Source organism: Mycobacterium sp. NGS40, from assembly GCF_059812735.1.
On the sequence record NZ_JCALDG010000009.1, the window covers coordinates 75,398 to 99,339 of the forward strand.

19 protein-coding genes are annotated in these 23,942 nt (G+C 65.8%); 11 read left to right on the forward strand and 8 right to left on the reverse strand.

The features are described 5' to 3' along the window. Positions 1-318 precede the first annotated feature (318 nt). The 4 genes from AC5Y5O_RS15565 (at position 319) to AC5Y5O_RS15580 (ending at position 4,030) form a co-directional block, all read left to right on the forward strand. Positions 319-684, forward strand: a complete 366-nt coding sequence (locus tag AC5Y5O_RS15565) for a hypothetical protein (RefSeq protein ID WP_500025678.1) — start codon at positions 319-321, stop codon at positions 682-684. Beyond that, positions 681-1,502, forward strand: a complete 822-nt coding sequence (locus AC5Y5O_RS15570) for a hypothetical protein (protein WP_500025679.1) — start codon at positions 681-683, stop codon at positions 1,500-1,502. Before AC5Y5O_RS15565 ends, AC5Y5O_RS15570 begins: the two co-directional genes overlap by 4 nt. Positions 1,503-1,504: 2 nt before the next feature. After that, positions 1,505-2,479, forward strand: a complete 975-nt coding sequence (locus tag AC5Y5O_RS15575) for a hypothetical protein (RefSeq protein ID WP_500025680.1) — start codon at positions 1,505-1,507, stop codon at positions 2,477-2,479. A 105-nt stretch (positions 2,480-2,584) separates the two neighbouring features. After that, a complete protein-coding gene (locus tag AC5Y5O_RS15580) occupies positions 2,585-4,030 on the forward strand; it encodes an HNH endonuclease signature motif containing protein (RefSeq protein ID WP_500025681.1) in 1,446 nt (481 codons plus the stop codon). A 531-nt stretch (positions 4,031-4,561) separates the two neighbouring features. On the opposite strand, the gene AC5Y5O_RS15585 is transcribed toward AC5Y5O_RS15580, so the two are convergent. Continuing rightward, on the reverse strand, positions 4,562-5,053 hold the full coding sequence (locus AC5Y5O_RS15585; protein ID WP_096289452.1) for a hypothetical protein: 492 nt from the start codon (positions 5,051-5,053) through the stop codon (positions 4,562-4,564). Positions 5,054-5,080: 27 nt separating this feature from the next. Then, on the reverse strand, positions 5,081-9,520 hold the full coding sequence (locus tag AC5Y5O_RS15590) for a cation-translocating P-type ATPase (RefSeq protein WP_500025682.1): 4,440 nt from the start codon (positions 9,518-9,520) through the stop codon (positions 5,081-5,083). Positions 9,521-9,714: 194 nt separating this feature from the next. On the opposite strand from AC5Y5O_RS15590, the gene AC5Y5O_RS15595 reads away from it, so the two are divergent. From AC5Y5O_RS15595 to AC5Y5O_RS15615, 5 genes are all read left to right on the forward strand, one after another. Next, positions 9,715-10,047, forward strand: a complete 333-nt coding sequence (locus tag AC5Y5O_RS15595) for a hypothetical protein (RefSeq protein ID WP_500025683.1) — start codon at positions 9,715-9,717, stop codon at positions 10,045-10,047. 122 nt (positions 10,048-10,169) lie between these two features. Beyond that, positions 10,170-11,198 carry a hotdog fold thioesterase gene (locus AC5Y5O_RS15600; protein WP_500025684.1) on the forward strand — a complete coding sequence of 343 codons (1,029 nt, stop codon included), beginning with the start codon at positions 10,170-10,172 and terminating at the stop codon, positions 11,196-11,198. A gap of 76 nt (positions 11,199-11,274) precedes the next feature. Continuing rightward, positions 11,275-12,480, forward strand: a complete 1,206-nt coding sequence (locus AC5Y5O_RS15605; protein ID WP_500025685.1) for an amidohydrolase family protein — start codon at positions 11,275-11,277, stop codon at positions 12,478-12,480. 156 nt (positions 12,481-12,636) lie between these two features. Then, positions 12,637-13,068 carry an anti-sigma factor antagonist gene (locus AC5Y5O_RS15610; protein ID WP_500025686.1) on the forward strand — a complete coding sequence of 144 codons (432 nt, stop codon included), beginning with the start codon at positions 12,637-12,639 and terminating at the stop codon, positions 13,066-13,068. A gap of 160 nt (positions 13,069-13,228) precedes the next feature. Beyond that, positions 13,229-15,193 (forward strand): SpoIIE family protein phosphatase, encoded by a 1,965-nt coding sequence (locus AC5Y5O_RS15615; protein WP_096289458.1) that lies wholly within the window; start codon positions 13,229-13,231, stop codon positions 15,191-15,193. Here AC5Y5O_RS15615 and AC5Y5O_RS15620 read toward each other — a convergent pair. The 6 genes from AC5Y5O_RS15620 to AC5Y5O_RS15645 form a co-directional block, all read right to left on the reverse strand. After that, the gene (locus tag AC5Y5O_RS15620) at positions 15,190-16,434 is read right to left on the reverse strand and encodes an acyl-CoA dehydrogenase family protein (protein WP_096289459.1); all 1,245 of its coding nucleotides are present in this window, start codon (positions 16,432-16,434) and stop codon (positions 15,190-15,192) included. The two genes, AC5Y5O_RS15615 and AC5Y5O_RS15620, sit on opposite strands and share 4 nt — an antisense overlap. Further along, on the reverse strand, positions 16,431-17,582 hold the full coding sequence (locus AC5Y5O_RS15625; RefSeq protein WP_096289460.1) for an acyl-CoA dehydrogenase family protein: 1,152 nt from the start codon (positions 17,580-17,582) through the stop codon (positions 16,431-16,433). The genes AC5Y5O_RS15620 and AC5Y5O_RS15625 overlap by 4 nt, the downstream gene beginning before the upstream one ends. Before the next feature lie 121 nt (positions 17,583-17,703). Continuing rightward, positions 17,704-18,669, reverse strand: a complete 966-nt coding sequence (locus tag AC5Y5O_RS15630) for an alpha/beta hydrolase (RefSeq protein ID WP_096289461.1) — start codon at positions 18,667-18,669, stop codon at positions 17,704-17,706. A 138-nt stretch (positions 18,670-18,807) separates the two neighbouring features. Beyond that, on the reverse strand, positions 18,808-19,971 hold the full coding sequence (locus tag AC5Y5O_RS15635; RefSeq protein ID WP_500025687.1) for an amidohydrolase family protein: 1,164 nt from the start codon (positions 19,969-19,971) through the stop codon (positions 18,808-18,810). Continuing rightward, positions 19,971-21,029 (reverse strand): amidohydrolase family protein, encoded by a 1,059-nt coding sequence (locus AC5Y5O_RS15640; protein WP_096289463.1) that lies wholly within the window; start codon positions 21,027-21,029, stop codon positions 19,971-19,973. The genes AC5Y5O_RS15635 and AC5Y5O_RS15640 overlap by 1 nt, the downstream gene beginning before the upstream one ends. Beyond that, on the reverse strand, positions 21,026-21,385 hold the full coding sequence (locus AC5Y5O_RS15645; RefSeq protein ID WP_096289464.1) for a Rieske (2Fe-2S) protein: 360 nt from the start codon (positions 21,383-21,385) through the stop codon (positions 21,026-21,028). The genes AC5Y5O_RS15640 and AC5Y5O_RS15645 overlap by 4 nt, the downstream gene beginning before the upstream one ends. Positions 21,386-21,561: 176 nt before the next feature. Here AC5Y5O_RS15645 and AC5Y5O_RS15650 point away from each other — a divergent pair, with 176 nt between their 5' ends. Next, complete coding sequence (locus tag AC5Y5O_RS15650) at positions 21,562-22,788, forward strand: cytochrome P450 (protein ID WP_096289465.1); 1,227 nt, start codon at positions 21,562-21,564, stop codon at positions 22,786-22,788. Next, positions 22,785-23,942: a Zn-dependent alcohol dehydrogenase gene (locus tag AC5Y5O_RS15655; protein WP_096289466.1), complete on the forward strand. Its 1,158-nt coding sequence runs from the start codon at positions 22,785-22,787 to the stop codon at positions 23,940-23,942. The genes AC5Y5O_RS15650 and AC5Y5O_RS15655 overlap by 4 nt, the downstream gene beginning before the upstream one ends.

Consider the following 23,942-nt stretch of genomic DNA (forward strand, 5'->3'; position numbering starts at 1 on the left):
ATACGCGCGGAATCCCCCAGCCGGCCGGTTGAATGACCACCATGGTGGAACTACTGCAGCATCTGATCACGCCCATTAAGCACTGGCCATGGGCCACCATCGCCGCGTTTTTGGCCGTGAGTATCACCCTTTGGGTCGCCAACTCCCAGAGCCGAGAACGAACCCTTCAGCTCAGGCAAAACGCCATCCTCGACATCAACTTTCAGTCCAACGCATGGTTAAACGCCATTGGCCTTTCTCGCTCACGTTGCTGTGTACCTGGAAACTGGCGGGAGCGGACAGGTCCTACTTCACTGGGCCGTGTCCGTATCAGAGCCCATGGCGACAGCCAACTACGCCACGGACCGCGCATTGAAAGCGACGCACATGGCCTGCAACGACTTTGAGGTCATCAGGCGGTCGGTCGAGGCCGAGAATCAAATCCACCGATTCCAAGAGCTTCTCAACGACCCCCATGGCCAGGACTCCAACGCATTGATCGCCGAGCTGGTCATCGTGAAGCACGACGGTCGGCAGATTCAAGACGAGTTCGCCAAGACCACAGAGGCTCTGGTGAGACGTGGGTTCAAGATCTACGGACTACCGAAGGGGCCCATCTTCCGAATCCGCGACAGGTGGGCGATGACACGGCGATGGGTCAAACGCCGGGTCGGTCATCGACAGCAGGACGAGGAGCAATCGTGATAGTGCAGCGTGAGTTAACGGTCGAGCAGGGCTTCGAGAACCTCGCAACCCGCATCGCTAACGACTCGCGGAACCTAGAAGCAATCGGCGTCCAGCGCGACTCGCCCGTCGGGGACGAGGACGCGTTCCTGGCCCCGATCTACCGGCCATTCTCCCTATGCACCAAACAGCCACTCGGAAGTGCCCTCGACCATTTGAAGCTCGTCGCCGAGACGTTCCACGCACTCGGCGAGCTGCACTCTTTCGCTGAATCAACGCTGATCCGCACGGCCATCACAGCGTCGTCGTACGCATTGTGGTTGCTGTCGCTGGAGCCGACTCAACGCCGTCTCCGCGCCCTGCAATTCTCGTTCAAGGATTACGACATGTGGGCAGGCTTCGTGCGGACAGAGAGTCGGAATCCCGAGGCGCCCGAGGACCTCGTGAACGCAGCCCCTGCGGTGTTAGACGAGCTGAACAAACGTCGGACGTGGATCGTCAAGCAGGCCAACCACATCCTCATCGACGACGAGCCCCGAACAGTTCGGGAGTACCGGAAGGATCTTCCAACGGACACAGCCGTGGTCAAGGAGGCGGGCACTCACGTGTTGGGCGCTTGGCGCTTTCTCAGCGGTTACGCCCACGGCCTGCCCTGGGCAACGCTCGCCAATCAGGTCCAGGTCCCAGGGACCGAGCCGCATCCTGAGACCGGGGCCATCACGGTCCATCAGCGCGGGAACCCGGAACAGCTCCTCGACGCCGCGTTCTACACGATCGACGTTGTCGAGCATGCGACAGCGCGATACCGCCTGCTCTGCGATGGCGAGAGCGAGACATAGCGATGAGCGACGATTCGATCATCTTCGAAGGCGAGTGGTCGCCGTGGCCCGAGGACCTCGACCCCGTTAAAGCTGCGGATCAGCTGACCACTTCCACGCTCGGTGATCCGCACGATTCGTTGATCCAGTTGCTCCGCACCGTCCCGACGGTCATCGGTTCAGCTCCAGTTCGGATCAGGGAAGGCAGCCGGATGGCTAAGGACGGAGATGCCGTGCCCGGTTTGCTCAATTTGCCCATGTTGTGCCACAACTACCTCGCCGGGTCGGCCGACTTCTTCAAAGGGCTGTACCGAATCATGCGTCCGCGGCCAAATGCCTTAGAAATTCCGAGGTTTTCCACTTATCCGCTATTGCGTGGAGTGATCGAATCCAGCGGCCAGACCGCTTGGGTGCTGGGCACCAGTGAGCGCCGTGATCGCTTTCAGAGGTTGTTGCAGCTTGAGAAGGCTGAGATGGACTACGACCGCAGGTACGTCAAGAGCGCGACGGTACTGCATGACGACTACACGCGAGAGCGGCGGTCGGACATGAACAAAATCCTGCGGAAAGCCGAACGTGAGCGGCGTATCCGGTGGAAGCAGCTCTGCAATGCGGCAGCGGCTTTGGGCATTGACAAGACCGAATTTGAGCAAGGAGTGCCGGGCGGCTACGAGTCGATTATCAGCGAATCCGCCTATGAGAGTCACCTGTCTGACGGTGAACACGCGCCGGTCGAGTGCCACTGGATCAGTCGGTACTACGCGAGCATCTGGGTGTTCATAAGCGGCATGTCGCACCCGTCGGTGTCTCGAGCATGGGCGGGCTCACTGCACGGCCCTGGCGAGACCGGGGCGGATGGTTATACGCGGGTTAAGACGTCGGCGAATCCTGAGCTCATCCGGGACGCGCTTCTAATGGCACTCAGGCTGCACATGCGCGCTCTGCGTCTCTGGGCAGAAGCGAGCGGCGTGCGCTGGTCTGACGCAATATTCGGCTGACTTCCCAACTGAAGGGGGCGAAGTGGCCCCCGATGATCGCCGCCCGCGGCGGGTACCGGGCCCGGCACAGAGAACTTGTCACACCCCCTTCGTATAATCGAACACATGTTCGAGTTCTGCGGAGGTCCTCCTGCAGCGGTCATCGATCGGATGTGCGCGGCGTCGCGTGCGGAGAACCGGGCGGCCGGTGCTCGGCTGGCGGCGATCGGGGAACTCGACGTGCTGCGGCTGCGCGAGTGCGGGGAGCGAGAGTCCTGGGTCGGTGACACATGGGAGGCCATTTCGGCGGAGGTCGCCGCGGCGCTGAATATCAGCCAGGCGCTCGCATCGAGCTATCTGAACTACGCGCGCGCCATGCGAAATCGGCTGCCGCGCATAGGCGCCGCGCTGATCGCCGGCGATGTCAGTTACTCGACGTTTCAGACGATTGTGTACCGCACGGACTTGATTACCGACCCGGATGTCATGGCCGGGGTCGACGCCACACTCGCTGTGAAGGTGCGACAGTGGCCGGCGATGACCCGCGGCAGATTGGGCGCCGCGGTCGATCGCGTCGTGGCCCGCGCGGATCGCGACGCGATCCGACGTACCCGGAAGCAGCAGGCCGGTCGCGAATTTTCACTTCGAGACAGCGGGGACGGACTGAGCGAAGTTTTCGGCAGGTTGCTCACCCCCGATGCCCACGTGGTGGACACGCGACTAGATGCGTTGGCGGGCAGCGTATGTGAGGCAGATCCGCGGACTGTCGAGCAGCGCCGCGCCGATGCGTTGGGCGCATTAGCCGCCGGCGCGGACAGATTGACGTGCCGTTGCGGTCAGTCGACGTGCCGCGCAGGCACGACACCGGTGCCGAGCCCGGTGGTCATCCACGTGGTCGCCAGCCAGTCCACCGTCAACGGCACCGCACCCGAACCGGGCGTGATCATCGGTACCGATGTGCTCATCCCCGCCGAGCTAATCGCTGAGCTGGCCGACTCGGCGCGGCTGCGGCCGCTGGTGCATCCCGGCGACGCGCCGGCCGAACGCGGATACGTCCCGTCCAGGGCGCTGGCCGATTTCGTGCGGTGCCGTGACTTGACCTGTCGATTTCCGGGGTGCGATCGCCCCGCCACCCGAGCCGATCTCGACCACACCGTCCCCTTTTCTCAAGGGGGCCGCACACACGCATCGAATCTGAAATGCCTTTGCCGCCTTCATCATTTGATCAAGACGTTCTGGGGATGGCGTGACCGACAGCTTCCCGACGGCACGGTGATCTGGACATCGCCATCCGGGCGTACCCACGTGACCACTCCAGGAAGCGCATTCCTGTTTCCGGACTTGTGTGCATCCACGGGTGAGATCGAATCGCCCGTGCAGCCCTATCACTGCACCGATCGGGCTTCCATGATGCCTCGGCGGAGGCGCACCCGTGCGAGGCATCGCCTCGACTACATCACCACCGAGCGACGGCGAAACCGTACAGCACGTGAAGCGCGGCGGAGCAGCTCGGCCGCAACACAACTCGCCGCACAGGGCCATCCACCCGACGGCGAACCTCCGCCCTTCTAAGCAGACGCGGGTGTCACCCCACGTTGCGCCTTATGCCTAGTGCCTGGTGCCGGATTGGCATCTCACGGATTGCCTCGAACGCCGCCCGTAAAGCAACAAGAGGGCCGGATGGTTAGACCCGGCCCTCTTGTTGCCCTCTCGTTTCGCCTGATTTCGCAGGCTCCTCAGCAGGTATCCCTATACGAGAGGAGGCGCCCGTCTGCCCAGGACTCGACGATGGAGCGCTTGATCTTCGATAAGGCTTTTCCGGCCATATCCACTCCCTTCTCCGCGACGCTAGACACCTGATGAACCAACTCCGCCAAAACGAACTCAACCAAGAAAATGAACGGTCCGAACAGTTCGTGCAGCAGCCCTGCCATCATCAGCCTGAGTAGGGCACCTCCCAGGGACATCCCAAAAATCGACGGAATGTTTCAACCCCTTCAGGATACCGCCGATCAGTTCTAGTAAAACGGGACGAAACCGCGACGTCCGCGTGGCTCAACGCGCCGGTCCCGCAAGTCCGCCGGACGGCGAGCCACCACCCTTCTAGATGTGGTGGCCGAAGACGTCTTCCATGACTTCACCGACCGCCGCCAGCGAACGGCTGGAGTGCTGCTTGACCAGTACGTGGCCGCCCAGCACGACGAGTGCGATCGGCAGCTCGACCGCCCCGAACACCAGCAGCGCGGTCAGTCCGGCGACGTAGACGACATCGTGCTTGTCGGGCCGGTGGAACTTCCCGATGACCGGCAAATCGATCGCCCGTGACTCCAACTCCCGCAGGGTGCGCAGGGTACGGGCGCGCTTGGAATTCGGGTGCGCCTCGGCGTAGGCCGCCCACCGCTGCGCGAAGCTCGGTCCGAAACGCAGCTCTTCCTGCAACTCTTCATGAAGCTCTTCGTGCAACTCGTCATGGAGCTCATCGTGCAGCTCGTCGTGGAGCTCTTCGTGCAACTCGTCGTGCAGCTCGTCATGGAGCTTGTCCGAGTCGGAATCCGTTGCAGCCGAGCCGTTTTGTTCTTCGTCCAGCGTGGTCATGTCTGTCTCTCTCTGTTGTGTAGTCGGTTAACCGGCTGGTGTGAGTTCCAGTTGTGGTGCGCGCTCACCCTTGGCGCCATTGCCACTGTCCATACCCGGCAGCTCCTGGGCCCACGTCGTGAGCGAGCCCACCATGTTGTTCAAGACGTTGTCAGCCTCCCCGCCGTACTTTGAGACGCGTTTGCCGATCATCGCCGCCATCCGGATCAACAGGTCGGGCTTGGCAGCGGTAAGCACGGTCAGCGCCACGGCCGGGGCCACACCTTCGATCCACCCCAGCGGACCCAGCGGCACGCAACCGACAAGCTGGCTGAGGCCAGGGGTCGTGATCAGGGCGCCCATCGCCACGAATGTGCCGACGACAGTGCTGACCACGAGCGGATCGCGCGAATCCAGCAACGTCTGCCCGAGCTGCGTGGTGACCAGGCCGACCAGACCGACCGTCGCCGCACGCTGCGGGGCGGCGCGGGTAAAGGTGGCCAGACTCCACGAGGTGCTTGCTCCAATCGTGGTGGCGGCCCCGCGGATAGCGACGGTCTCCATCAGATCGTCCATGTTGATCCCACGCTCCGACGGCGGCCGCATGTTGCGCACCGCGCTCACCGCGACGGCCGTCGTGGGGAACACGTCGGTCAGGATGTTCACCAGCAGGATCTGCCGTGCCGTCAGCGGCGCCATGCCGCGGACCATCGTCCCGTACATGTTGAAAGCCACTTCACCGGCGTTGCCGCCCAACAACATTCCAACCGCGGCCTGCGCTTGCTGCCACAGCCGGTGCCCTTCCTCGATCGCCTCGAGAAGGCTGCCGACGCGGCCCTCGGTCAGCACCACGTCCGCGGCGCCGCGTGCCGGGTCGCTGCCGTGCGAGGACACGCCCACGCCCACCGCGGCGGCACGGATGGCCGCGGCGTCGTTGGCGCCGTCGCCCACCATCGCGGTCACCACGCCGGAATTGCTGATCTGCTGGACGATCTGGACCTTCTGCTCGGGCGACATACGCGCATAGATCACGTTGGTCTTGACGACCTCGGCCCGTTCGGCGATCGACAACCGCTCCCAGCGCGCTCCGGTGATGATGCAGTCCTCGGGCACGTCGAGCCCGATCTCGCGGGCGATGGCGCGGGCGGTGGCCGGGTGGTCACCGGTGATCACGCGCACGCCGATGTCCCGTTTGGCCAGCCCGAGCAGGAGCTCCCGCGCGTCGGGCCGGGGGGTGTCGGTGATCCCGAGGAAGCCCAGCAGGCGAAGGCCGTTGCGGCACAACGGTTCCAAGCCCTTGTCCTGCGCGATCTCGAGCTCATCGTCGGTGAGTGTCTTGTCGGCGACCGCGATCACCCGAAGGCCTTGGGTCGCCATCCCGTGCACGTGTGCCAGTAGCTCCTCGCGAAGGTCGTCGTCTTGACCCTCGACGCACGCGGAGAGGACGATTTCCGGACCGCCCTTGACCGCCAGGGTGTCGCCGTCCAGACCCGCCGCGTAGGCCCGGCCGGCGCGGAACGGCAACTCGCGGTCGCGCTTCGGCTGGCTTCCGGCCCGGTTGACCACCGCGGCATCCGTCGCCTGCAGCGGAGCGTGCTCGGTCAGCGCCACCGGGGTCGCCAGCGCCGCGCGCTCGAGAATCACGTCCTCGTCGAAACCTGGCTGTGCGGAGATATTCGTCACCACCAACCGGTTTTCGCTGAGCGTTCCGGTCTTGTCGAAGCAGACCACCTCGACACGACCGAGCGTCTCGACCGACCGCGGCGCGCGGACCAGAACATTGCGCTCGGTCAATCGCCTGGCCGCCTCGCGCTGAGCCAGCGTCGCCACCAACGGAAGGCCTTCCGGCACCGCGGCGACCGCGCAGTACACACCGCTGGTGACGGCCTCTTTGATGCCCGATCCCCGCAGCAATGCGGTGGCGATCACGCCCACACCACCGGTGAGGGTCCACGGCAGAACTTTCGCGGTCACCGCGGCCAACTGCGCGTGCAGCCCCACCTCGTCGCGGCGGCGCGGAGCCAACGCCATCGCCCGGCCCGCGGCGGTCGAGTCGCCGACGGCGATGACCACCGCGCGGCACACTCCACTGAGCACGGTCGAGCCCTCGTAGATCATGCAGGCGCGTTCGGCCAGCGGTCGGCCCGGTGTCGGCGCGGGGTTCTTGGTCACCGGCAACGACTCACCGGTCAGCGACGATTCGTCCACCTCCACGGCAACCGCGCTCAGCACGCGGGCGTCGGCGGGGACCAACTCGCCGGACCGGACCTCGATGATCCTTCCCGGCGTCAGATGCTCGGTGGCAATGAGCTCGAACTGGTCGGGGCCGGTCAGGACGCGCGCGGGCGGCGTCTGGGCGCTGAGCAGTCTGTTCAGCTGACGATCCGAGCTGAGTCGCTGCGCCGCGGCAATCGCGGCGCTACCGACGAGCACGATCCCGACCAGCACACCGTCCATCGGCGAACCGACGAGCGCGCTCGCCATGGCGCCGGTGGCAAGGATCGGCGTGAGCGGATCCTGCATCTCGTGCCACATCGCGTCCACGACATCCTTGCCGCTGTCCGCGAATTTGGCGGCCAGCGCCTGCATCCGGGTCTTCGGCAGCTGTGCTGCCGGTGCAATGGGACCGGTGGAGTCGGCGAGCTCGGGCCACAGCGCCCGAATCTGTTCCTGCGCCTGGTCGGCATCCAGGGCATGCCATTCGGTGTCGGAGGCAGCGGCCGGATCCGGCTGCATCGCCACACCCCGCCCGATCACGTATCCCGGGATGAGCGCGATGGCGGCAGCCGCGATGCTGGGGCGCACGCCTGCTGCCCGAACTCCGGGCAGCAGCGTCAGCGAGCCGAGAAGCGTTCCGGCAGCGGCTAACTCGACGCCGCGACGTGCGGCCGATTTGGCCGCGGGGATGGCGTCGATGATGCGGCAGGCGACCTTCAGATTCGGGATCAGGACGTCGGCCGTCCACGCGGGCGCCGCCCGCCCGCCAGGCCAAACCCCCAGCGCGAGGTCCGCGGCCGCGAAAGCAAGCCGAAGGCCACGCCCGATCACGGCGACGATCTTTCCGTCGGCCTGCAATTGGCGGACCGCTCCGAAGATGGTGAGGTCCACGCCGGCGTCGTCGAACGGCAGCAGTTCGTCGAATGTCCCGCGCAGGTGGCCGGCATCGGCCTGATCCACCGAGATGAGCTTGAGATCGGCCGCACGCGCCGCGGCCATCAGCGGTTCGGCGTACGGGTCGGCGTTGCGCGCCACCACGACCTCGAGGTCCTCCAGCTCGGGCAGGTGATGCGCGGGCGACAGCGAGCAGCCGGTGTGGACACCCGGGCCGAGCAGGCCGTCGTTGACATCCGTTTGGGCGCACTGCCATACCTTGGTGCGCAGTTCGCCGTCGACGCCGCTGATCTCGGCGACGCGCAGGGTTTCGCCGATCAGTACCGCGGGCTCGACGATCAGGACGTCGATTCCGTCCAGGCGGCGGATCGCGTCGGGTCGCATCACCAGGGTGTGGTGGTAGCGGTTCAAGCCGGCGCAGAACGTGGTGGCGAAAGACTCGCGCGCGTAGTTCAGTGCCCGCGGCGCGGCAACGATGACCGCCTCGCTCGCCAGCATCGCACCGCCGCTGACGGTCAGGGCGATGGCGCCGGCAAGGCCGGCCGCGGTAGCTGCGCGGGCGTAGTTCTCCGACGCGGTGTCCGGCACCGGGCGGGGCCGCGACGTTTCCGGGTGCGGTTCGCACTGCGCGCTGAGCGCGAGGTTGGGTTCGTGCTCGTTCCAGGCTTCCACGGCTGACAGCGCCTCGATGAGGCGCAGGCTCCGAAGGCACATGTCGGCGGCGATCACCGACGGGGTGTGCCCGAGCGACTGGGTGACGGCGGTGCCCAACGCGAGCAGTGCGTCGGCGCGCCCGCGCCCGAGGGCCCGCTCGAACACCCGGCGGACGTCGGGCTGCGCCTCGGCGAAAGTTGTCGCGGCCGCGAAGGCCCGCGGCAGTCTCGGCATCCGCGTCACCTGCAAGAACGTGGTCACACCGAGCGAGATGGCCTTGGCTCCCAGCAGGCTCATCCGGTTGACGACTTCGGCGCCATCCCCGGGGATGTCGATCACCGGCAACCGGTCCGGGGTCTGCGAACCGAACTCGTCAGCCGGCCTGCTTCGATCGGCTTTGGCGGTGAAGGCCCGCTCGATCGCCTCCACCATCAGCGCCAAATCGTCTACGGTAGGCCCATTTTCGTCGATGTCGACGATCAGGCGCGAGAGCGGCCAGTTCACCTGGGTGCGTGCGACACCGAGGGTGCTGCCGATCGTCCTTTCCAGGACGGTCTCGTACTCGGACGAGCGGGTCGCCTCGGGCATACGCAGCTCAATCCACCCCCGGCCATTGCCGGACCAGCGGCGGCGGGGACGGTCCCCGCCCAACAACTCAGCTGCCGCGGCTGCGCCGCCTGCGACCACCATTCGAAGCCCCGAGACGATCGGCTCGATGACCATATTGCGCTTTACACCCTCTCGCGATAGTTAGCTTTGACATTGCAGATTCACGCAGCAGACTCGTCGAAGTAGTACGTGCGTGCTACACCGTAAGGACTGAGAGGATCTAAGAGCGCCACTTAGAGCTTCTGAAAAGCAAACGGACGACAAATTATTGGCCACGCACACGACAACTCGAATCTTGGGAGGGCACAGTGACGCTCATCGAACGAGCCACTAAATCGGCGAACTCGGTTGCCGACCAAACGGTTTCAACAGTTAGCCAGATCGGGACCGCGGTCGCCGAGGGCGTCGTTGTTACGACGAGGGACATCCGCACCGGAATGCGGGAGGGCCACATCCGCCCCCGGACCGCCGTCGTCGCCGCGGCCGTCGGCCTGATCGCCGTCGTCGAATGGCCGCTGCTGCTCGCGGCCGGCGGTGTCGCGCTGCTCGCCAGCAAACTGAAGAAGCGGTCCCCAGAGGCCGAAACCGACGGCGCAGCCGAGGTCGAGACCATCGACGTCGAGACCGAAACCCCCGAATAGGTTTCTGCCCGATCCCGGGCGGCCGGGCGCACCGGGCGGCCGACACTCCACGACCCGCGGGCCCGCGCGGTAACCTCATTCTCGACGCGCACGCATGCGCGACGGAAGGGGACCTAGCGCACATGACCGCCCCCAGCGATGAACCCGAGGTGACGCGCGGCGACCGCTTCATCAAGACGGCCGTGGAGATCCTGCGCGAGACGGGGCGCACCGACTTCACCGTGCAGGAGATCGTCGCCCGCTCCAAGACCTCGCTGCGGGCCTTCTACCAGCACTTCAGCAGCAAGGACGAACTGCTGCTGGCGCTTTTCGACAGGACAATTTCGCAATCTGTGCAGAGCTGGCGCGCCGAGATCAACGGGCTGGACAGCACATCCGCGCTGAAGCTGCTGCTCGACCGCATCAGCCAGCAACCGGAATCCACCACGCAGGACAGCCTGAACCGGGCGCTGGGTCTCTATAACCAGCATTTGGCCGAGACGCGCCCCCGCGAATATGCCCGCGTGCTGTCCCCATTGCATCAACTGATTCGCGACATCGTCGGGCAGGGAATCACCGAGGGGGTGTTCAACCCGGGGCTCGATGTCGCGGCGTCGGCGGCCATCGTCATGCAGACGATGGTCGGGGCGCAGCGGTTGCATTGGCTGGGCACCGAATTGAACGGGACCCCGATCGACGCCGGCCAGCTGTACGACTTCCTCAGTCGCGCGCTGGGCATTCGCGACGTGGACGACGAAACCGGCACGCCCTCGCTGGCCGAGCTGTTCGCCCAGATCGGCTTGCGCGCTGGCTCCCGCAACGGCGAATTCGCGATGACAATGCCGGTAAGTCCGAACGTGGTCAACACTTCTGGGGCGTTGCAGGGCGGCCTGATCGCCACCCTCGTCGACGTCGCGGGCGGCCAGTACGGGCTGGATTTTCTGGAGCCGGGGACCACCATGACAACCGCGGATCTGTTCGTCCGCTACCTGCGTCCGATCCGGCAGGGTGCCGCGTTCGCGGTGCCCCGGATGCTGCGCGCCGGCCGGCGGGCGATGGTCATGCAAATCGACATCTACGGCGACGGGGACGACGAGGTGGCCGCGACGGCGACGGTGAATTTCGCCATCATCAACGGCGCGACACCCAAGGGTCTCCGGGCGGACACCTAACGCCGATACAGGTTATTGCACGGCAGTGGTAACGTCATTACCACCCAAAGAGAATCCAGCCTTCAAGGAGATCGCTATGCCGTCTCGCGAGCTTCCATTCCCCGTATTCGACGCCGATAACCACATGTACGAGCCGCAGGAGGCGCTGACCAAGTTCCTCCCGGACAACCGCAAGAACGTGATCGACTACGTGCAGGTTCGCGGTCGTACGAAGATCGTGGTGCGCGGCCACATCAGTGAGTACATCCCCAACCCGACTTTCGAGAAGGTCGCGAAGCCGGGCGCCCAGGAGGACTACTTCCGCAACGGCGCGCAGGGCAAGAGCTACCGCGAGATCCTCGGCGAGCCGATGAAGGCCATCCCCGCGTTCCGCGAACCGGGCGCGCGGCTGGAGGTCATGGACGAGCTGGGCATCGACTACGCGCTGATGTTCCCGACGCTCGCCAGCCTGGTCGAGGAGCGCATGAAGGACGACCCGGAGATGACCCACGACGTCATCCACGCGCTCAACCAGTGGATGCACGAGCAGTGGACGTTCAACTACCAAGACCGCATCTTCGCTACGCCGGTCATCACCCTGCCGATCGTCGAACGAGCGCTCGAAGAACTCGAATGGTGCCTGGAGCGCGGCGCCCGCACGGTCCTGGTCCGCCCGGCGCCGGTGCCCGGGTTCAAGGGCAGCCGGTCGTTCGGCCTCCCGGAGTTCGACCCGTTCTGGCAGGCCTGCATCAAGGCCGAGATCCCGGTCTCGATGCACGCGTCCGACAGCGGCTACTCGGAGTTCGCCAACGTCTGGGAGCCCGGCGATGAGTTCCTGCCGTTCAAGCCGACCCCCTTCCGCAGCTTCGCGATGGGCCACCGGCCGATCCTGGACGCGATGGGTGCGCTGGTCTGCCACGGCGCCCTGTCGCGCAACCCGGAGCTGCGGATCCTGTCCATCGAGAACGGCGCCGACTGGGTGCCGGACCTGTTCAAGGGCCTCAAGGGCGTCTACAAGAAGATGCCGCAGTCGTTCAGCGAGGACCCGATCGAGGCGTTCAAGCGTTGCGTCTACATCACCCCGTTCTGGGAGGACCGGTTCACCGAGATCGTCAATATGGTCGGCACCGACCGGGTGTTGTTCGGCTCCGACTGGCCGCACCCCGAGGGCCTGAGGGACCCGATCTCCTTCGTCGACGAGCTCACCGACTTCTCGGAGGAGGACGTCGCCAAGATCATGGGCGGCAACCTGATGGGGCTGATGAAGGTCTCCAAGCCGGCCAAGAAGCCCGTCTCGGCCTGATCCGTTACCAAGCCTCGCCCGCCTCCGAGCGACATCCCGCCTACGTTGTCGCTCGGAGGTGGGCACTTTTGTATGTCCTGGTCGAAAGCCGGACTATAGACGCGGCCTTCGACCTTGCTATAGAAAAGAAACTTCCCTCCGGGTTAGGAGCGCACGATGAATCTGGCTCCGGTCGAGTCGTCAGTGACCAGAGTGACGCTGAGCCCCCGGCTGGTTTCCGAGCTGGGCGATCCGCACAGCACGCTACGGGCGGCAACCCAGCGCAGCGGCGCGGTCGTGATCATCCGCGCGGGCGGCGAGGTCGACGCCTCCAACGAGCACACCTGGCGGGGGCTGGTCGCGGAGGCGGCCGCGGTCGCCACCGCGCCGGGCCCCTTTATCGTCGACATCAACGGCCTTGATTTCATGGGTTGCTGCGCGTTCGCGGTCCTGGCCGCTGAATCCGAGTGTTGCCGGGCTCGCGGCATCGCACTACGCGTGGTCAGCTGCGATCCCGGCGTTGCCCGGGTCATCCAGGCGTGCAATCTCGGCAGCGAATTGCCCCTGCATCCGACCATCGACACCGCGCTGGGTACGTCGGTGGGCTGAGGCCGGGTCATCAGGGTGACCGGACGTTAGCAAACTGATGCATGAAGCACCCTCGAGCCATTGCTAATCTGATTACTTACGCGTGTCGAATAGAACCGCGCGTTGTTGGATTTCTCGGCCCATAGAAAGGCCCGCCGGGAGGCTCAGGAGGGACGGCCATATGGTGGCCGAAAAGGACTGGGACAAGATTGTCGGTGCGGCTGACGACGTGCGTCGCATCTTCGAGAAGGTCCCCGCGATGCTGATCGGCCTGCAAGGGCCGGAACACCGCTTTGTCGCGGCCAACGCCGCTTACCGCGCCCTGAATCCGGCACTCAACCCGGTAGGAATGCTGGCGCGGGAGATCTATCCCGAGCTGGAGAGCCAGCAAATCTTCCAAATGCTCGACCGGGTCTATGAGACCGGCGAGCCGCAATCCGGGGCCGAGTGGCGGCTGCAGGCCGATTTCGAAGGAACCGGACTCGAGGAGCGCTACTTCGACTTCCTGGTCACCGCTCGCCGCCGCGAGGGCGGAGCGATCGAGGGCGTGCAGATCATCTTCGACGACGTCACGGATCGGGTGCAGGCGCGCTTGGCCACCGAGGCCCGCATCGAGGAACTCTCCGAGCGCTATCGCAACGTCCGTGATTCCGCCATCGTCATGCAGCAGGCGCTGCTGGCCTCGTCGGTCCCCGTGGTTCCCGGCGCCGACATCACCGCGCAGTACCTCGTCGCCACCGAAGACACCGCGGCCGGCGGCGACTGGTTTGACGCGATACCCCTCGGGGACCGGCTGGTGCTCGTCGTCGGCGACGTGGTCGGCCACGGCGTCGAAGCCGCGGCAGTCATGTCGCAGTTGCGCACCGCGCTGCGCATGCAGATATCGCAGGGTTACGGCATCACCGAAGCGCTCGAGGCCGTCGACCGGTTCCACGAGCAGGTGCCCGGGTCGAAGTCGGCCACGCTGTGCGTGGGCTCGCTCGACTACGCCACCGGTGAACTCCACTACTGCACCGCGGGGCATCCACCGCCGCTGGTGGTAAGCGCGGCCTCGACCGCACGCTACGTGGAACCATCGGGCGCCGGTCCGCTCGGCAGCCGCGTCGGGTTTCCGGTTCGCACCGAAATGCTCGACATCGGCGATTCGATCCTGTTCTATTCCGACGGCCTGATCGAGCGGCCCGGGCGCCCATTGGGCGCCAGCACCGCGGAATTCGCCGACCTGGCCGCCAACATCTCCGCCGGTGTCGGCGGGTTCGTCATCGACGCGCCGACGCGAACCATCGATCGCATCTGTTCGGAGACGCTCGAATTGCTGCTCCGGTCAACCGGTTACAGCGACGACGTGACGCTGCTTGCCGCGCAGCGCCGCACTCCCCCGGCTCCGCTGCACATGACGCTGGACGCGACGATCCACGCCGCACGGACCGTGCGCTCCCGGCTTCGCGGCTGGCTTTCCGAGGTCGGCGCCGACGCCGACGACATCTCCGACGTCGTGCACGCGATCTCCGAGTTCGTCGAGAACGCGGTCGAACATGGTTACGGCACCGAGGTTTCCGACGGCGTCGTTGTCGAGGCATCGCTGTCCGGCGATGGCAACATGCACGCCGCGGTGATCGACCGCGGACAGTGGAAGGATCACCGTGAAGGCGAACAGGGTCGCGGGCGCGGGCTCGCGATGGCAGAGGCGTTGGTTTCCCAGGCCCTCATCACCCGCAGCGACAACGGGACGACGGCCAGCGTGACACACCGGCTGTCGCGACCGGCCAACTTCGTCACCGACACGATCGTCAGTCGGGCAACCTACCGCCGGGCCGTGGACAATGAATTCGTCTCGACCGTTCGCGAGCCCGGCCACATCGTCGTCAGCGGTGACGTCGACTCGACCACCGCGTCCACGCTCGACCGCCTGATTGCTGTCGAAAGCCGTTCGGGCATAGCGCCTTTGACGATTGATCTCAGCGCCGTCACCCATCTGGGGTCCGCGGGCGTCAGCGCGCTCGCGGCCGCCCGGGATCGGGCGTTGCGACAGGGCGGCGCCTGCGTGCTGATCGCCCCGCCCGGCAGCCCCGCCCAGCACATATTGTCGATGGTCCAGATTCCCGTCAGCAGCGGTGACAGCGAGAACGTCTTCGCCGAGGACTAGTCCTTGCCGTGTCGCACCTGATTGAACGGCACTCCTCGGTCGGCAGCGTATTCACGCGGGAAGCCCAGCACCCGCTCCCCGATCACGTTGCGCGCCATCTCCGTTGTGCCGCCGCCGATGGCGACGCTCTGCCGCACCAGGTACCGCAGTCCGGCCTCCAGGCCGTCGCCGGCCTCCCCGACCACACCGGCCGCTCCCGCGACCGCCACCGCGGTGTCGACGTCCACCTGCACGGTCTCGGCGTGGAACAGCCGAATCAGCGTGCCGGCCGCCGGAGGCAGCACACCGTCGCGGACGTTGCGCGACACGTGTTCGATCAGCTGCTCGGCCACCGCCCGATGCACCAACGCCCGGCCGGCCATCTCCCGCAGACGTTCGTTGTCGGCCTGACCGGTCTTGGCCAAAAGCGCAACGTAGTCAATAGGATTGGCGTTGCCGCCCTCGCTGCCGCTGCCGCTGGCGAACTCCGAACCCTGACCGACTGCCCGCCGCTCGTGGTACAGCTGACGTGAGGCCACCGCCCAGCCGCCGTTGACCTCTCCTACCACGGCGTCGTCGCCGACGTCCACACCGTCGAAGAACTCCTCGCAGAACTCCGTGGAGCCGCTGAGCATGGTGATGTGGCGCAACGTGATGCCTGGGTGATCGATCGGCACCAGGAACATGGTCAAACCTTCATGCTTGGGCACATCCCAGTTGGTGCGGGCCAGGCACAGGCCGTAGTCGGCGGCGAACGCGCTGGTGCTCCAGGTCTTGGCGCCGTTGATCACCCATCGGTCACCGCGCCGTTCGGCCCGGGTGATGACGCCGGCCAGATCCGATCCGCCGCTGGGTTCGCTCAGCAGCTGCACCAGCACCTCGTCGCCGCGCAGTGCTGCGGCGATGTGTTGCTTCTTCTGCTCTTCGGTACCGGTGTCGAGCAGGGTGGCACAGCAGATGGTGAACGTCGGGATATTGAGGATCAAAGGCAGCTCGTAGCAAAGGGATTCGTCGTCGAACGCCTTCTGGTAGGTGTAATCCAGACCCAGGCCGCCGTATTCGCGCGGGAAGCAGATGCCGGCGAATCCGCCCTCGTAGAGCCGCTTTTGCAGTTCCCGGGCACGTTTCCAGGCGTCCCCGTCGTCCCGGGGCGCAGCCGGCGGCGAATCGGGGTCGATGGGCGGCATATTGTCCGCCAACCACACTCGGGCGCGGGCGGCGAATTCTGCGACGGATTCCGTCGGCGTCTGGTCGTGCGTCATTTCGCGGTACGGCCGGCTTTCTCTGAGTCATACACCCGCAAGTTGTGTTCTTCCGGGGTGCCGAACATGGCGCGGTACAACGTAACTCGCCTCAGGTAGAGGTGCAGGTCGTGTTCCCAGGTGACACCGATGCCGCCATGCATCTGCACACAACCCTGGACGATCCGCCCCGCCATCTCGGAAACATAGGATTTCGCGACGCTGGCCGACAGGCCCGCGTCGGGGGCGCGGTCGGCGACGTCGGCAACCGCCGCCGCCGTGGTGGCGCGGCACGCTTCCAGCCACAGCTTCATGTCGGCGAAGCCGTGTTTGAGCGCTTGGTAGGACGCCAGCGGCCGGCCGAATGTGTGCCGGTCCAGCGCCCACTGGACGGTGAAGTCGAACACCGTTTGCACAATGCCGACCACCTCGGCGCACTGCAGAACCACAGCGATCTGGCTCTGGCGGTCGATCAGCGCGGCGGACTCGGCGGCGCTGCCGATGGCCGCGGACGAGTCCACGACCACGCCGTCGAAATGCACTCGCGCGTATTGCTTGACCAAGTCGACCGACTGCTGGGGCTCGACCCGAACCCCGGGCGCGTCCGTCGGGACCAGGAACTGACGAACCTCGTCACCGCAGCGCGCCACCACGAGCAGCAGGCCGCTCTGGGCACCGGCCTCGACGCGGTCCTTGGTGCCATCAAGACGGTACCTGCGATAGCCGGCATCGGCCTGGGTGGCTGTCACCGACGGATCCAGTGGCCGCCAGCCACGTCCGGGTTCCGAGACCGCCCAGGAGGCCACGGTTTCGCCGGAGATCAACTCCTCGATGACCGCCGCGTGTGACTGCGCATCGGCACTTTCGGCGAGCGCGGTAAGCACGACACTGACCGGGTACAGCGGGCCGGGTGCGACGGTCTTGCCGAGCAGCTCGGCGACCGAGGCCAGATCCGCGACGCCACTCTCCGAGACGCTGCCGCCGCCCAACTCCTCCGGAACCAGCAGGCCGGTCCAGCCGAGCTCCGCGGCGCGCCGCCACCAGGCCGGGTCGAAGGAAACCCCCGCGGCGTGCAGCTCCCGCACGCGCGACAGCGGCGCTTCCTTCTGCAGAAACGATTGGGTTGTCGAGACGAAGAGCGCCTTTTCGGGCGTGTCCACGGCCGTCATGACACCGACCGACCCTTCCGCGCCATTCGGTCGCCGCCGCCAAGAATCACGTTCTCGATATTAGCAAATGACAATACCGTAAGCGGTACCGGAGTTCGGTCGCACTTACCCGATCGAGGTGTTACATCGCGAACACGCGGCGCACTGACTGCGCGTGCAATGCCCGGTTCTCTTGTGAGACGACCCAGTCCGGCACCAGCGAATCGAAGCCGTTGAATGTCGCGGCGATGACATGCAATTCGGTGTGGACGAAGGCATGCAGCAGCCGGTTGGCGTAGTCGATGGCTTCGTCGCGACACGGGTCGATCTCCGAGCAGCTGATCAACGTGGGCGGCAGGCCCTCCAGGTTCGCCCGGTGCGCCGGAACATGTTGACCGCTGGCGCTGGCCGGCCCCAGGTAGTGACCCCACGCCCGGCTCACCGCCGGACCGTTGAGCCCCGGCGTGCGCTGAAACTCGCGCCGCGACGGCGTGGCATCGCTGTCCAGCATCGGCTGGTGCAGGATCTGCATCCGGATCTGTGGCCCCTCGGCGTCGAACATCCGCTGCGCCAGGCTCGCGACCAGGGCGGCACCCGCATCCCGGCCCATCACGGCCAGCCGGCCGGTGTCGACGTTCAGCTCGGCACAGTTTCGGATGGCGTAGTACAAACCCGCCTCGACGTCGTCGATCGCCGCCGGGGCCGGATTCTCCGGAGCCAGCCGGTAGTCGACCGAAACCACCAGACAACCGCCCTCGCGAGCCAGCTCCACGCATGCCGCGTGGTCCGTGTCCAGGTTGCCGGACACGAAGCCCCCGCCGTGGGCGTAGACCAGCAACGGCGCCCCCGAGTCACCCTCGATGGGTCCCCGGTAGAAGCGGAGGTTCAGCTGCTGGGCGCCCGGGCCGGAGATCGGGCGGGTGTCGATGGTCACGCCCTCGGTGTCGACTGCCGCGGCACGCTCGGCGGCGGCCCGGTTGGCCTGCTCTCGCTCGGCGGACAGTGTCTCGGTACGGAATTCGACGATGCCCACCTCGCCGGCGGCGTCGCGCAGCACCGGGTCGAGGCGGTTAATGCCTTGCGGGCGGGTCAGATCCGTTTGCGTCATACCCTCTCAACTTTCGGGCTTATGGTGCGGGCCTGGCGGGAGGCCCTGTCGGAAACCATAGTCAAGGTAGACCTGGTCAGCCGCGAGCCGTCACACCGCCGCAGCTGCGGGTAACCGGAGACTGGCCCGGAGGGCGGCTCAGCTGCCCGGAGTGGCCGCCTCGCCGGGGAGTGCCTGGACCGTGGCCGGCAACCCGTAAAGAGCCGTCGCGTTCCCGCGCATGATCCGTTCCCGCTGGTCGGCAGGGAACCTGTTGATCGCGTACGTCGGCGAGTCATAGCTCCAGTGCGGATAGTCCGTCGAGAACATGAGATTGTCTCCCAGGTCCATCATGTCCAGGTACTCGCGGAACTCTACGGTGTCGACGTCTTCCAGGGGCTGAGTGGTGAAGCGGACATGCTCGCGCACGTAGTCAGACGGACGCCGCCGTACCTGCGGCAAGTCGGCGCGGCGGGCCTCCCAGATCCGGTCCATCCGTGACATCACCGGCATCGCCCAGGTGAAGCCGCCCTCGATGAACACCACCCGCAGGTCGGGGTGCCGATCGAAGGCGCCGTCGAAAACCAGGCTCATCAGGTGCGATACGTACAGCAACGGCCAGGACGCGAAGAAGTCGTGCCAGTGCGCGGGATTGCCGACGGGATACAGCGGGATCAATTCGAACGGTGTCTGACCCATGAGATGCGTGGAGATCGGTAGCCCGTTGCGCGATGCCGCCTCGTACAGCGGATCGAAATGCGGGTTGCCGAACGGGATTCCGCGGGTCTGCGGTGTCATCAGCACCTGGGCCATGTACGGATGCCCGGCCCAGCGCTCGACCTCGCGTGCCGCCTGCCCCGGCGTCTGCGCGCTGACACTGATCGAGCCGCGCCAGCGGCCGTGCGCGTTGTGCTTGTCCAGCCACACGTCGGCGAGCCAGTCGTTGTAGGTGGACTTGAGCACGTGTTCGGCCTGCGGCAGCTGCGCATCGCACATCGGCTCCAGCGACGCGATGCTCACGCCGGCGTCGATGAGCAGTTGCTTGGCGGCGTAGTCCGGGTCGCTGCCCGCGACCCCGCCGCCAGGGGGCCACGAGTCCATCCGCAGCGACGACGTCTTGAAGGAATCCGGGGTGTCGTAGAAATACGACATCGGGCCGACCGCATTTCCGGTGGGCCAGATCTTGTCCACCCATTCGGCGGGCGCGTAGGACTTGAGCACGTCGGTCGAGACGGGCAGCGGATGCACGTCGGTGTCGACGATGCTGACCGCGATTTCGTCGTTCTGGTCCGTCGAGTCCTCGACTCGTTCGATGGTGGTCATCAGACACGCTCCTTGAGTCCGTATAGCTCGTGCGCGTTTCGCCACAACACCTTGTCGCGCTGCTCGGCGTCGAGCCCCTGGGCCGCCACGTCCGGCGACGAGGTCGACCAGTGCGGGTAGCTCGACCCGTACATCAGCAGGTCGGTCTTGCCGGAAAACTCCATCCAGCGCGGCGTCTGGGCCGTCTCGAGCGGCCCGTCGAAGGCCGACGAGCAGAACCGCACATGGCCAGGCAGGTATTCGCTGGGATAGCGGTCGACCCAGGGCGTCTGGTCGCGCATCGACAGCCAGAAGGTGTCCAGCCGCCACATCAGCGGGGTGAGGATGTCGTAGCCGCCGTCGGCGAACACGAATTTGAGATTGGGCAGCCGGCCGAACACGCCCTCGATGATCAGCGTGGCCAGATGCACGAAATAGTTCAGCGGCATGAACGCCGCGTACCCCGGGTAGGTGTGGGCGTGGCCGGCGAATGTCGGCGCATGGTCGACGCCGTTGCCGCCGTTGATGTGCACCGCGACGGGTAGGCCGTGGGCGGCCGCCGCCTCCCAGATCGGCTCGAACATCGGCTTGCCGTAGGGCTCGCGCGACTGCATCGGAATGCCGACCTGCACCAGTTTGGGGTGATCGGCGAGGCGTTCGATCTCGGCGACCGCGCCGCGCGGGTCCTCGGGGTTGACCCGGATGGTGCCTCGAAACCGGTCCGCGTATCGGTGGGTGGTGTCGGGCTCGAGCCATCGGTCCAGCAGCCAGTCGTTGACCGCGGCGCAGATTCGGCTGTTGAGCAGGTAATCGGCGATATTGCCGCGGGTCAGCGGGTTCAGGATGGCGTAATCCACTCCGGTGTCTTCGAAGAGATGGCGGCCGACGGTCTCGGGATCGGAGCCCGGGTACTGCTCGCCGTAGAGATCCTGGCGATAGTCGCCACCCGGGGCCTGATACCACTGCTGCTCGACGTCGGGGATCGCCCGCAGCTGATGCGCGTCGGACAGGTAGCGCCGAATCTCGGCGTTGTAGCGGAAGTGCGGCTGCACATTGGTGTCGATGACGGGCGTGCTCATGCGGTCAGGTACACCTCCCCGTCGGTGACGTCGACGTGGTACGTCCGGATCCGACGCTTCGGATCGGCGAGGTTCTGACCCGTCGTCACGTCGAATTCCCAATTGTGCCAAGGGCATCGGACGATCTGGCCGTCACGCACCCGGCGTATCCCGCCGGGTTCCTCCGGCGCCGCTTCGGTGGTACCCCCGAGCAAACCCAGACACAGCGGGGCGCCTTCGTGCGAGCAGTAGTTCACGATCGCGTACAGCGCGCCGTGCACGTTGTAGACGCCGACCCCGAACTTGCCGACGTCGACGAGTTTCATCCCGCCGGGCGGCAGCTCATCGAGGGAGCACACGAAACGCCGCTGGGCCACTCGAGAATCACCGCCTCCGGGACCTATCCAGGACCTATCCAGGACCTATGCAGATCAATACTGTGCTCGTTACGGTAACCACCACAAGCCGTTGGGCTTCGTTGCTATTTATATTATGATAGCGAAAATCCGCTCGGATAGATCCCCGCCTTTCCGGTTGCCCAGGAGGAGCGCTTATGCCGCTAAGCACCGACCCCGTCGGCCAGCCCGTCACACTCGATTTCACCGGTGAAACCAGCCCGTATCCGTTTTTCGAATACATGAGGCGCACCGATCCGGTCTGGCACGGCGCGCTCGGTGACCACTCGCAGATGCCGGAAGAACTGCGGCCGAGCGACGAGTGGGTGCTGTTCGGATATGACGGCGTATTTCAGGCATTCCGCGACGACCGGGTCTTCACGTCGGCCGCCTACGACAAGACGATCGGTTTGGTGATGGGCCACACCATCTTGGCGATGGGCGGCAAGGAACACCACGACCACCGCAGCTTGGTGGCCAAGGCGTTTCGGGCCACCGCGCTGGAACGCTGGGAGCCCTCGGTCATCGGCCCGGTATGCGATCAGCTCATCGACGAGATCAAGAACGACTGCCACGCCGACCTGGTGCAGGCGCTGACGTTCGAGTTCCCGACCCGGATCATCTCGGTGCTGCTCGGACTTCCGCCCGAGGATCTCGACATGTTCCGGCGGCTGTCGCTCGACCTCATCTCGATTCCGACCGACATCGTGGCGGGGCTCAATGCCGCCACTGAGTTGCAGGGTTACTTCCTCGAGCAGGTCGAGCAGCGGCGCCGCAAACGCACCAACGACATCATCGGCGACCTGGTCGCCGCCGAGATCGACGGCGAGAAGCTCACCGACGACGCGATCATCGCGTTCCTGCGCTTGCTGCTGCCCGCCGGGCTGGAAACCACCTACCGCTCGTCGGGCAACCTGCTGTATCTGCTGCTGAACCACCCCGACCAACTGGAGATGGTCCGCCAGGACCGGGCCCTGATCCCGGCCGCCATCGAAGAGGGCCTGCGCGTCGAGACACCACTGACGATGGTCATGCGCACCACCACCGAGGAAGTCGAAATCGGCGGCAAGACAATCCCGGCCGGCGCCCAGGTCGACATGTGCATGGGCTCGGCCAACCGCGACGAAAGCCGTTGGCCCGACGCCAATCGCTTCGACATCCACCGCCCGCGCAGCTCCCACATCGCGTTCGCCGGCGGCATCCACATGTGCCTCGGTATGCATCTGGCCCGGCTGGAAACCCGGGTGATGCTGAACAGCCTGCTCGACCGGGTCGAGAACCTCGCGTTCGTTCCCGACGACGGCACCGGCGAGGAGTCCAGGATCGTCGGCCTGATTTTCCGGTCGCCGAACAAACTTCCCGTCACGTTCACCCCGGCCGCATGAAAAGCCGCGCGGCGATCCTGCACGACGTCGGCGGGCCGTGGTCTGTCGAGGAATTCGAGTTGGACGCACCGCGCGCCGGCGAGGTGCTGGTCGAGATGGCCGCCGCCGGGATGTGCCACTCCGACGACCACATCCTCAAGGGCGACATGTCGGCGCCCAACGAAATGCTGCGTTCGCTGGGGCTGCCCACCATGTTCCCGATGATCGGCGGCCATGAGGGTTCGGGCGTCGTGCGTGAAGTCGGGGACGGGGTAACGGAATTCGTCCCGGGTGATCATGTCGTGATGTCGTTCGTCGCGGTGTGCGGGCAGTGTCGCTGGTGCGCCAGCGGCATGGAGTACATCTGCGACATGGGTGCCAGCGTGCTGACACCGGGCATGCCGACCGACGGCACCTACCGCCACCACACCGCCGATGGCAAGCCACTGGGACATCTAGCGAAGGTGGGCGCGTTCTCCAAACACACTGTGGTGTCGACGAATTCACTGGTGAAGATCGAGCCGCACCTGCCGCTGGCGCCCAGCGCGCTGCTTTCGTGTGCGATACCGACCGGGTTCGGCTCGGTGGCCAACCGCTCCAATATGCGACCGGGTGACAGCGTCGTCGTGGTCGGCGTCGGCGGCATCGGTACCGGTGCGATTCAGGGGGCCCGCATCGGTGGCGCCGCGCAGATCGTCGCGGTCGATCCGGTGGAGTTCAAGCAGAAGTCGGCGCTCCAGTTCGGTGCCACCCACACCGCCGCAACCGCCGCCGAGGCAATGGATTTGGTGCGCGAGCTGACCTACGGCGTGATGGCCGACGCCGTCGTGGTCGCACCGTCGCTGATCACCCCCGACGATGTCCGCGACGCGGTGCGGCTCACCCGCAAGGGCGGGACCTGTGTGCTGACCGGCATGACCTCGCAGTTGACCAGCTCGGTCAAGATCGAGCTGCAGGACTTCATCCTGTCGAACAAGACGCTGGCCGGCACCGTGTTCGGTTCGTGCAACCCCAAGGCCGATGTCTTCCGGTTGGCCCGCCTCTACCAGACCGGCCAGCTACAGCTCGACGAGATGATCACTCGGCGCTACCGGCTCGACGACATCAACGAGGCTTACGACGACCTGCTCAGCGGCAAGATCGTCCGGGGCATCATCGACTTCGGGATCGAGTGA

What these genes read in the sequence shown, in the direction of transcription:
- AC5Y5O_RS15580 (WP_500025681.1), top strand. Translation starts at nt 2,585, where the DNA reads ATGTTCGAGTTCTGCGGAGGTCCTCCTGCAGCGGTCATCGATCGGATG.
- AC5Y5O_RS15600 (WP_500025684.1), top strand. Translation starts at nt 10,170, where the DNA reads ATGACCGCCCCCAGCGATGAACCCGAGGTGACGCGCGGCGACCGCTTC.
- AC5Y5O_RS15630 (WP_096289461.1), bottom strand. Translation starts at nt 18,669, where the DNA reads ATGACGCAAACGGATCTGACCCGCCCGCAAGGCATTAACCGCCTCGAC.
- AC5Y5O_RS15605 (WP_500025685.1), top strand. Translation starts at nt 11,275, where the DNA reads ATGCCGTCTCGCGAGCTTCCATTCCCCGTATTCGACGCCGATAACCAC.
- AC5Y5O_RS15585 (WP_096289452.1), bottom strand. Translation starts at nt 5,053, where the DNA reads ATGACCACGCTGGACGAAGAACAAAACGGCTCGGCTGCAACGGATTCC.
- AC5Y5O_RS15610 (WP_500025686.1), top strand. Translation starts at nt 12,637, where the DNA reads ATGAATCTGGCTCCGGTCGAGTCGTCAGTGACCAGAGTGACGCTGAGC.
- AC5Y5O_RS15615 (WP_096289458.1), top strand. Translation starts at nt 13,229, where the DNA reads ATGGTGGCCGAAAAGGACTGGGACAAGATTGTCGGTGCGGCTGACGAC.
- AC5Y5O_RS15650 (WP_096289465.1), top strand. Translation starts at nt 21,562, where the DNA reads ATGCCGCTAAGCACCGACCCCGTCGGCCAGCCCGTCACACTCGATTTC.
- AC5Y5O_RS15655 (WP_096289466.1), top strand. Translation starts at nt 22,785, where the DNA reads ATGAAAAGCCGCGCGGCGATCCTGCACGACGTCGGCGGGCCGTGGTCT.
- AC5Y5O_RS15635 (WP_500025687.1), bottom strand. Translation starts at nt 19,971, where the DNA reads ATGACCACCATCGAACGAGTCGAGGACTCGACGGACCAGAACGACGAA.
- AC5Y5O_RS15575 (WP_500025680.1), top strand. Translation starts at nt 1,505, where the DNA reads ATGAGCGACGATTCGATCATCTTCGAAGGCGAGTGGTCGCCGTGGCCC.
- AC5Y5O_RS15565 (WP_500025678.1), top strand. Translation starts at nt 319, where the DNA reads ATGGCGACAGCCAACTACGCCACGGACCGCGCATTGAAAGCGACGCAC.
- AC5Y5O_RS15625 (WP_096289460.1), bottom strand. Translation starts at nt 17,582, where the DNA reads ATGACGGCCGTGGACACGCCCGAAAAGGCGCTCTTCGTCTCGACAACC.
- AC5Y5O_RS15590 (WP_500025682.1), bottom strand. Translation starts at nt 9,520, where the DNA reads ATGGTCATCGAGCCGATCGTCTCGGGGCTTCGAATGGTGGTCGCAGGC.
- AC5Y5O_RS15640 (WP_096289463.1), bottom strand. Translation starts at nt 21,029, where the DNA reads ATGAGCACGCCCGTCATCGACACCAATGTGCAGCCGCACTTCCGCTAC.
- AC5Y5O_RS15620 (WP_096289459.1), bottom strand. Translation starts at nt 16,434, where the DNA reads ATGACGCACGACCAGACGCCGACGGAATCCGTCGCAGAATTCGCCGCC.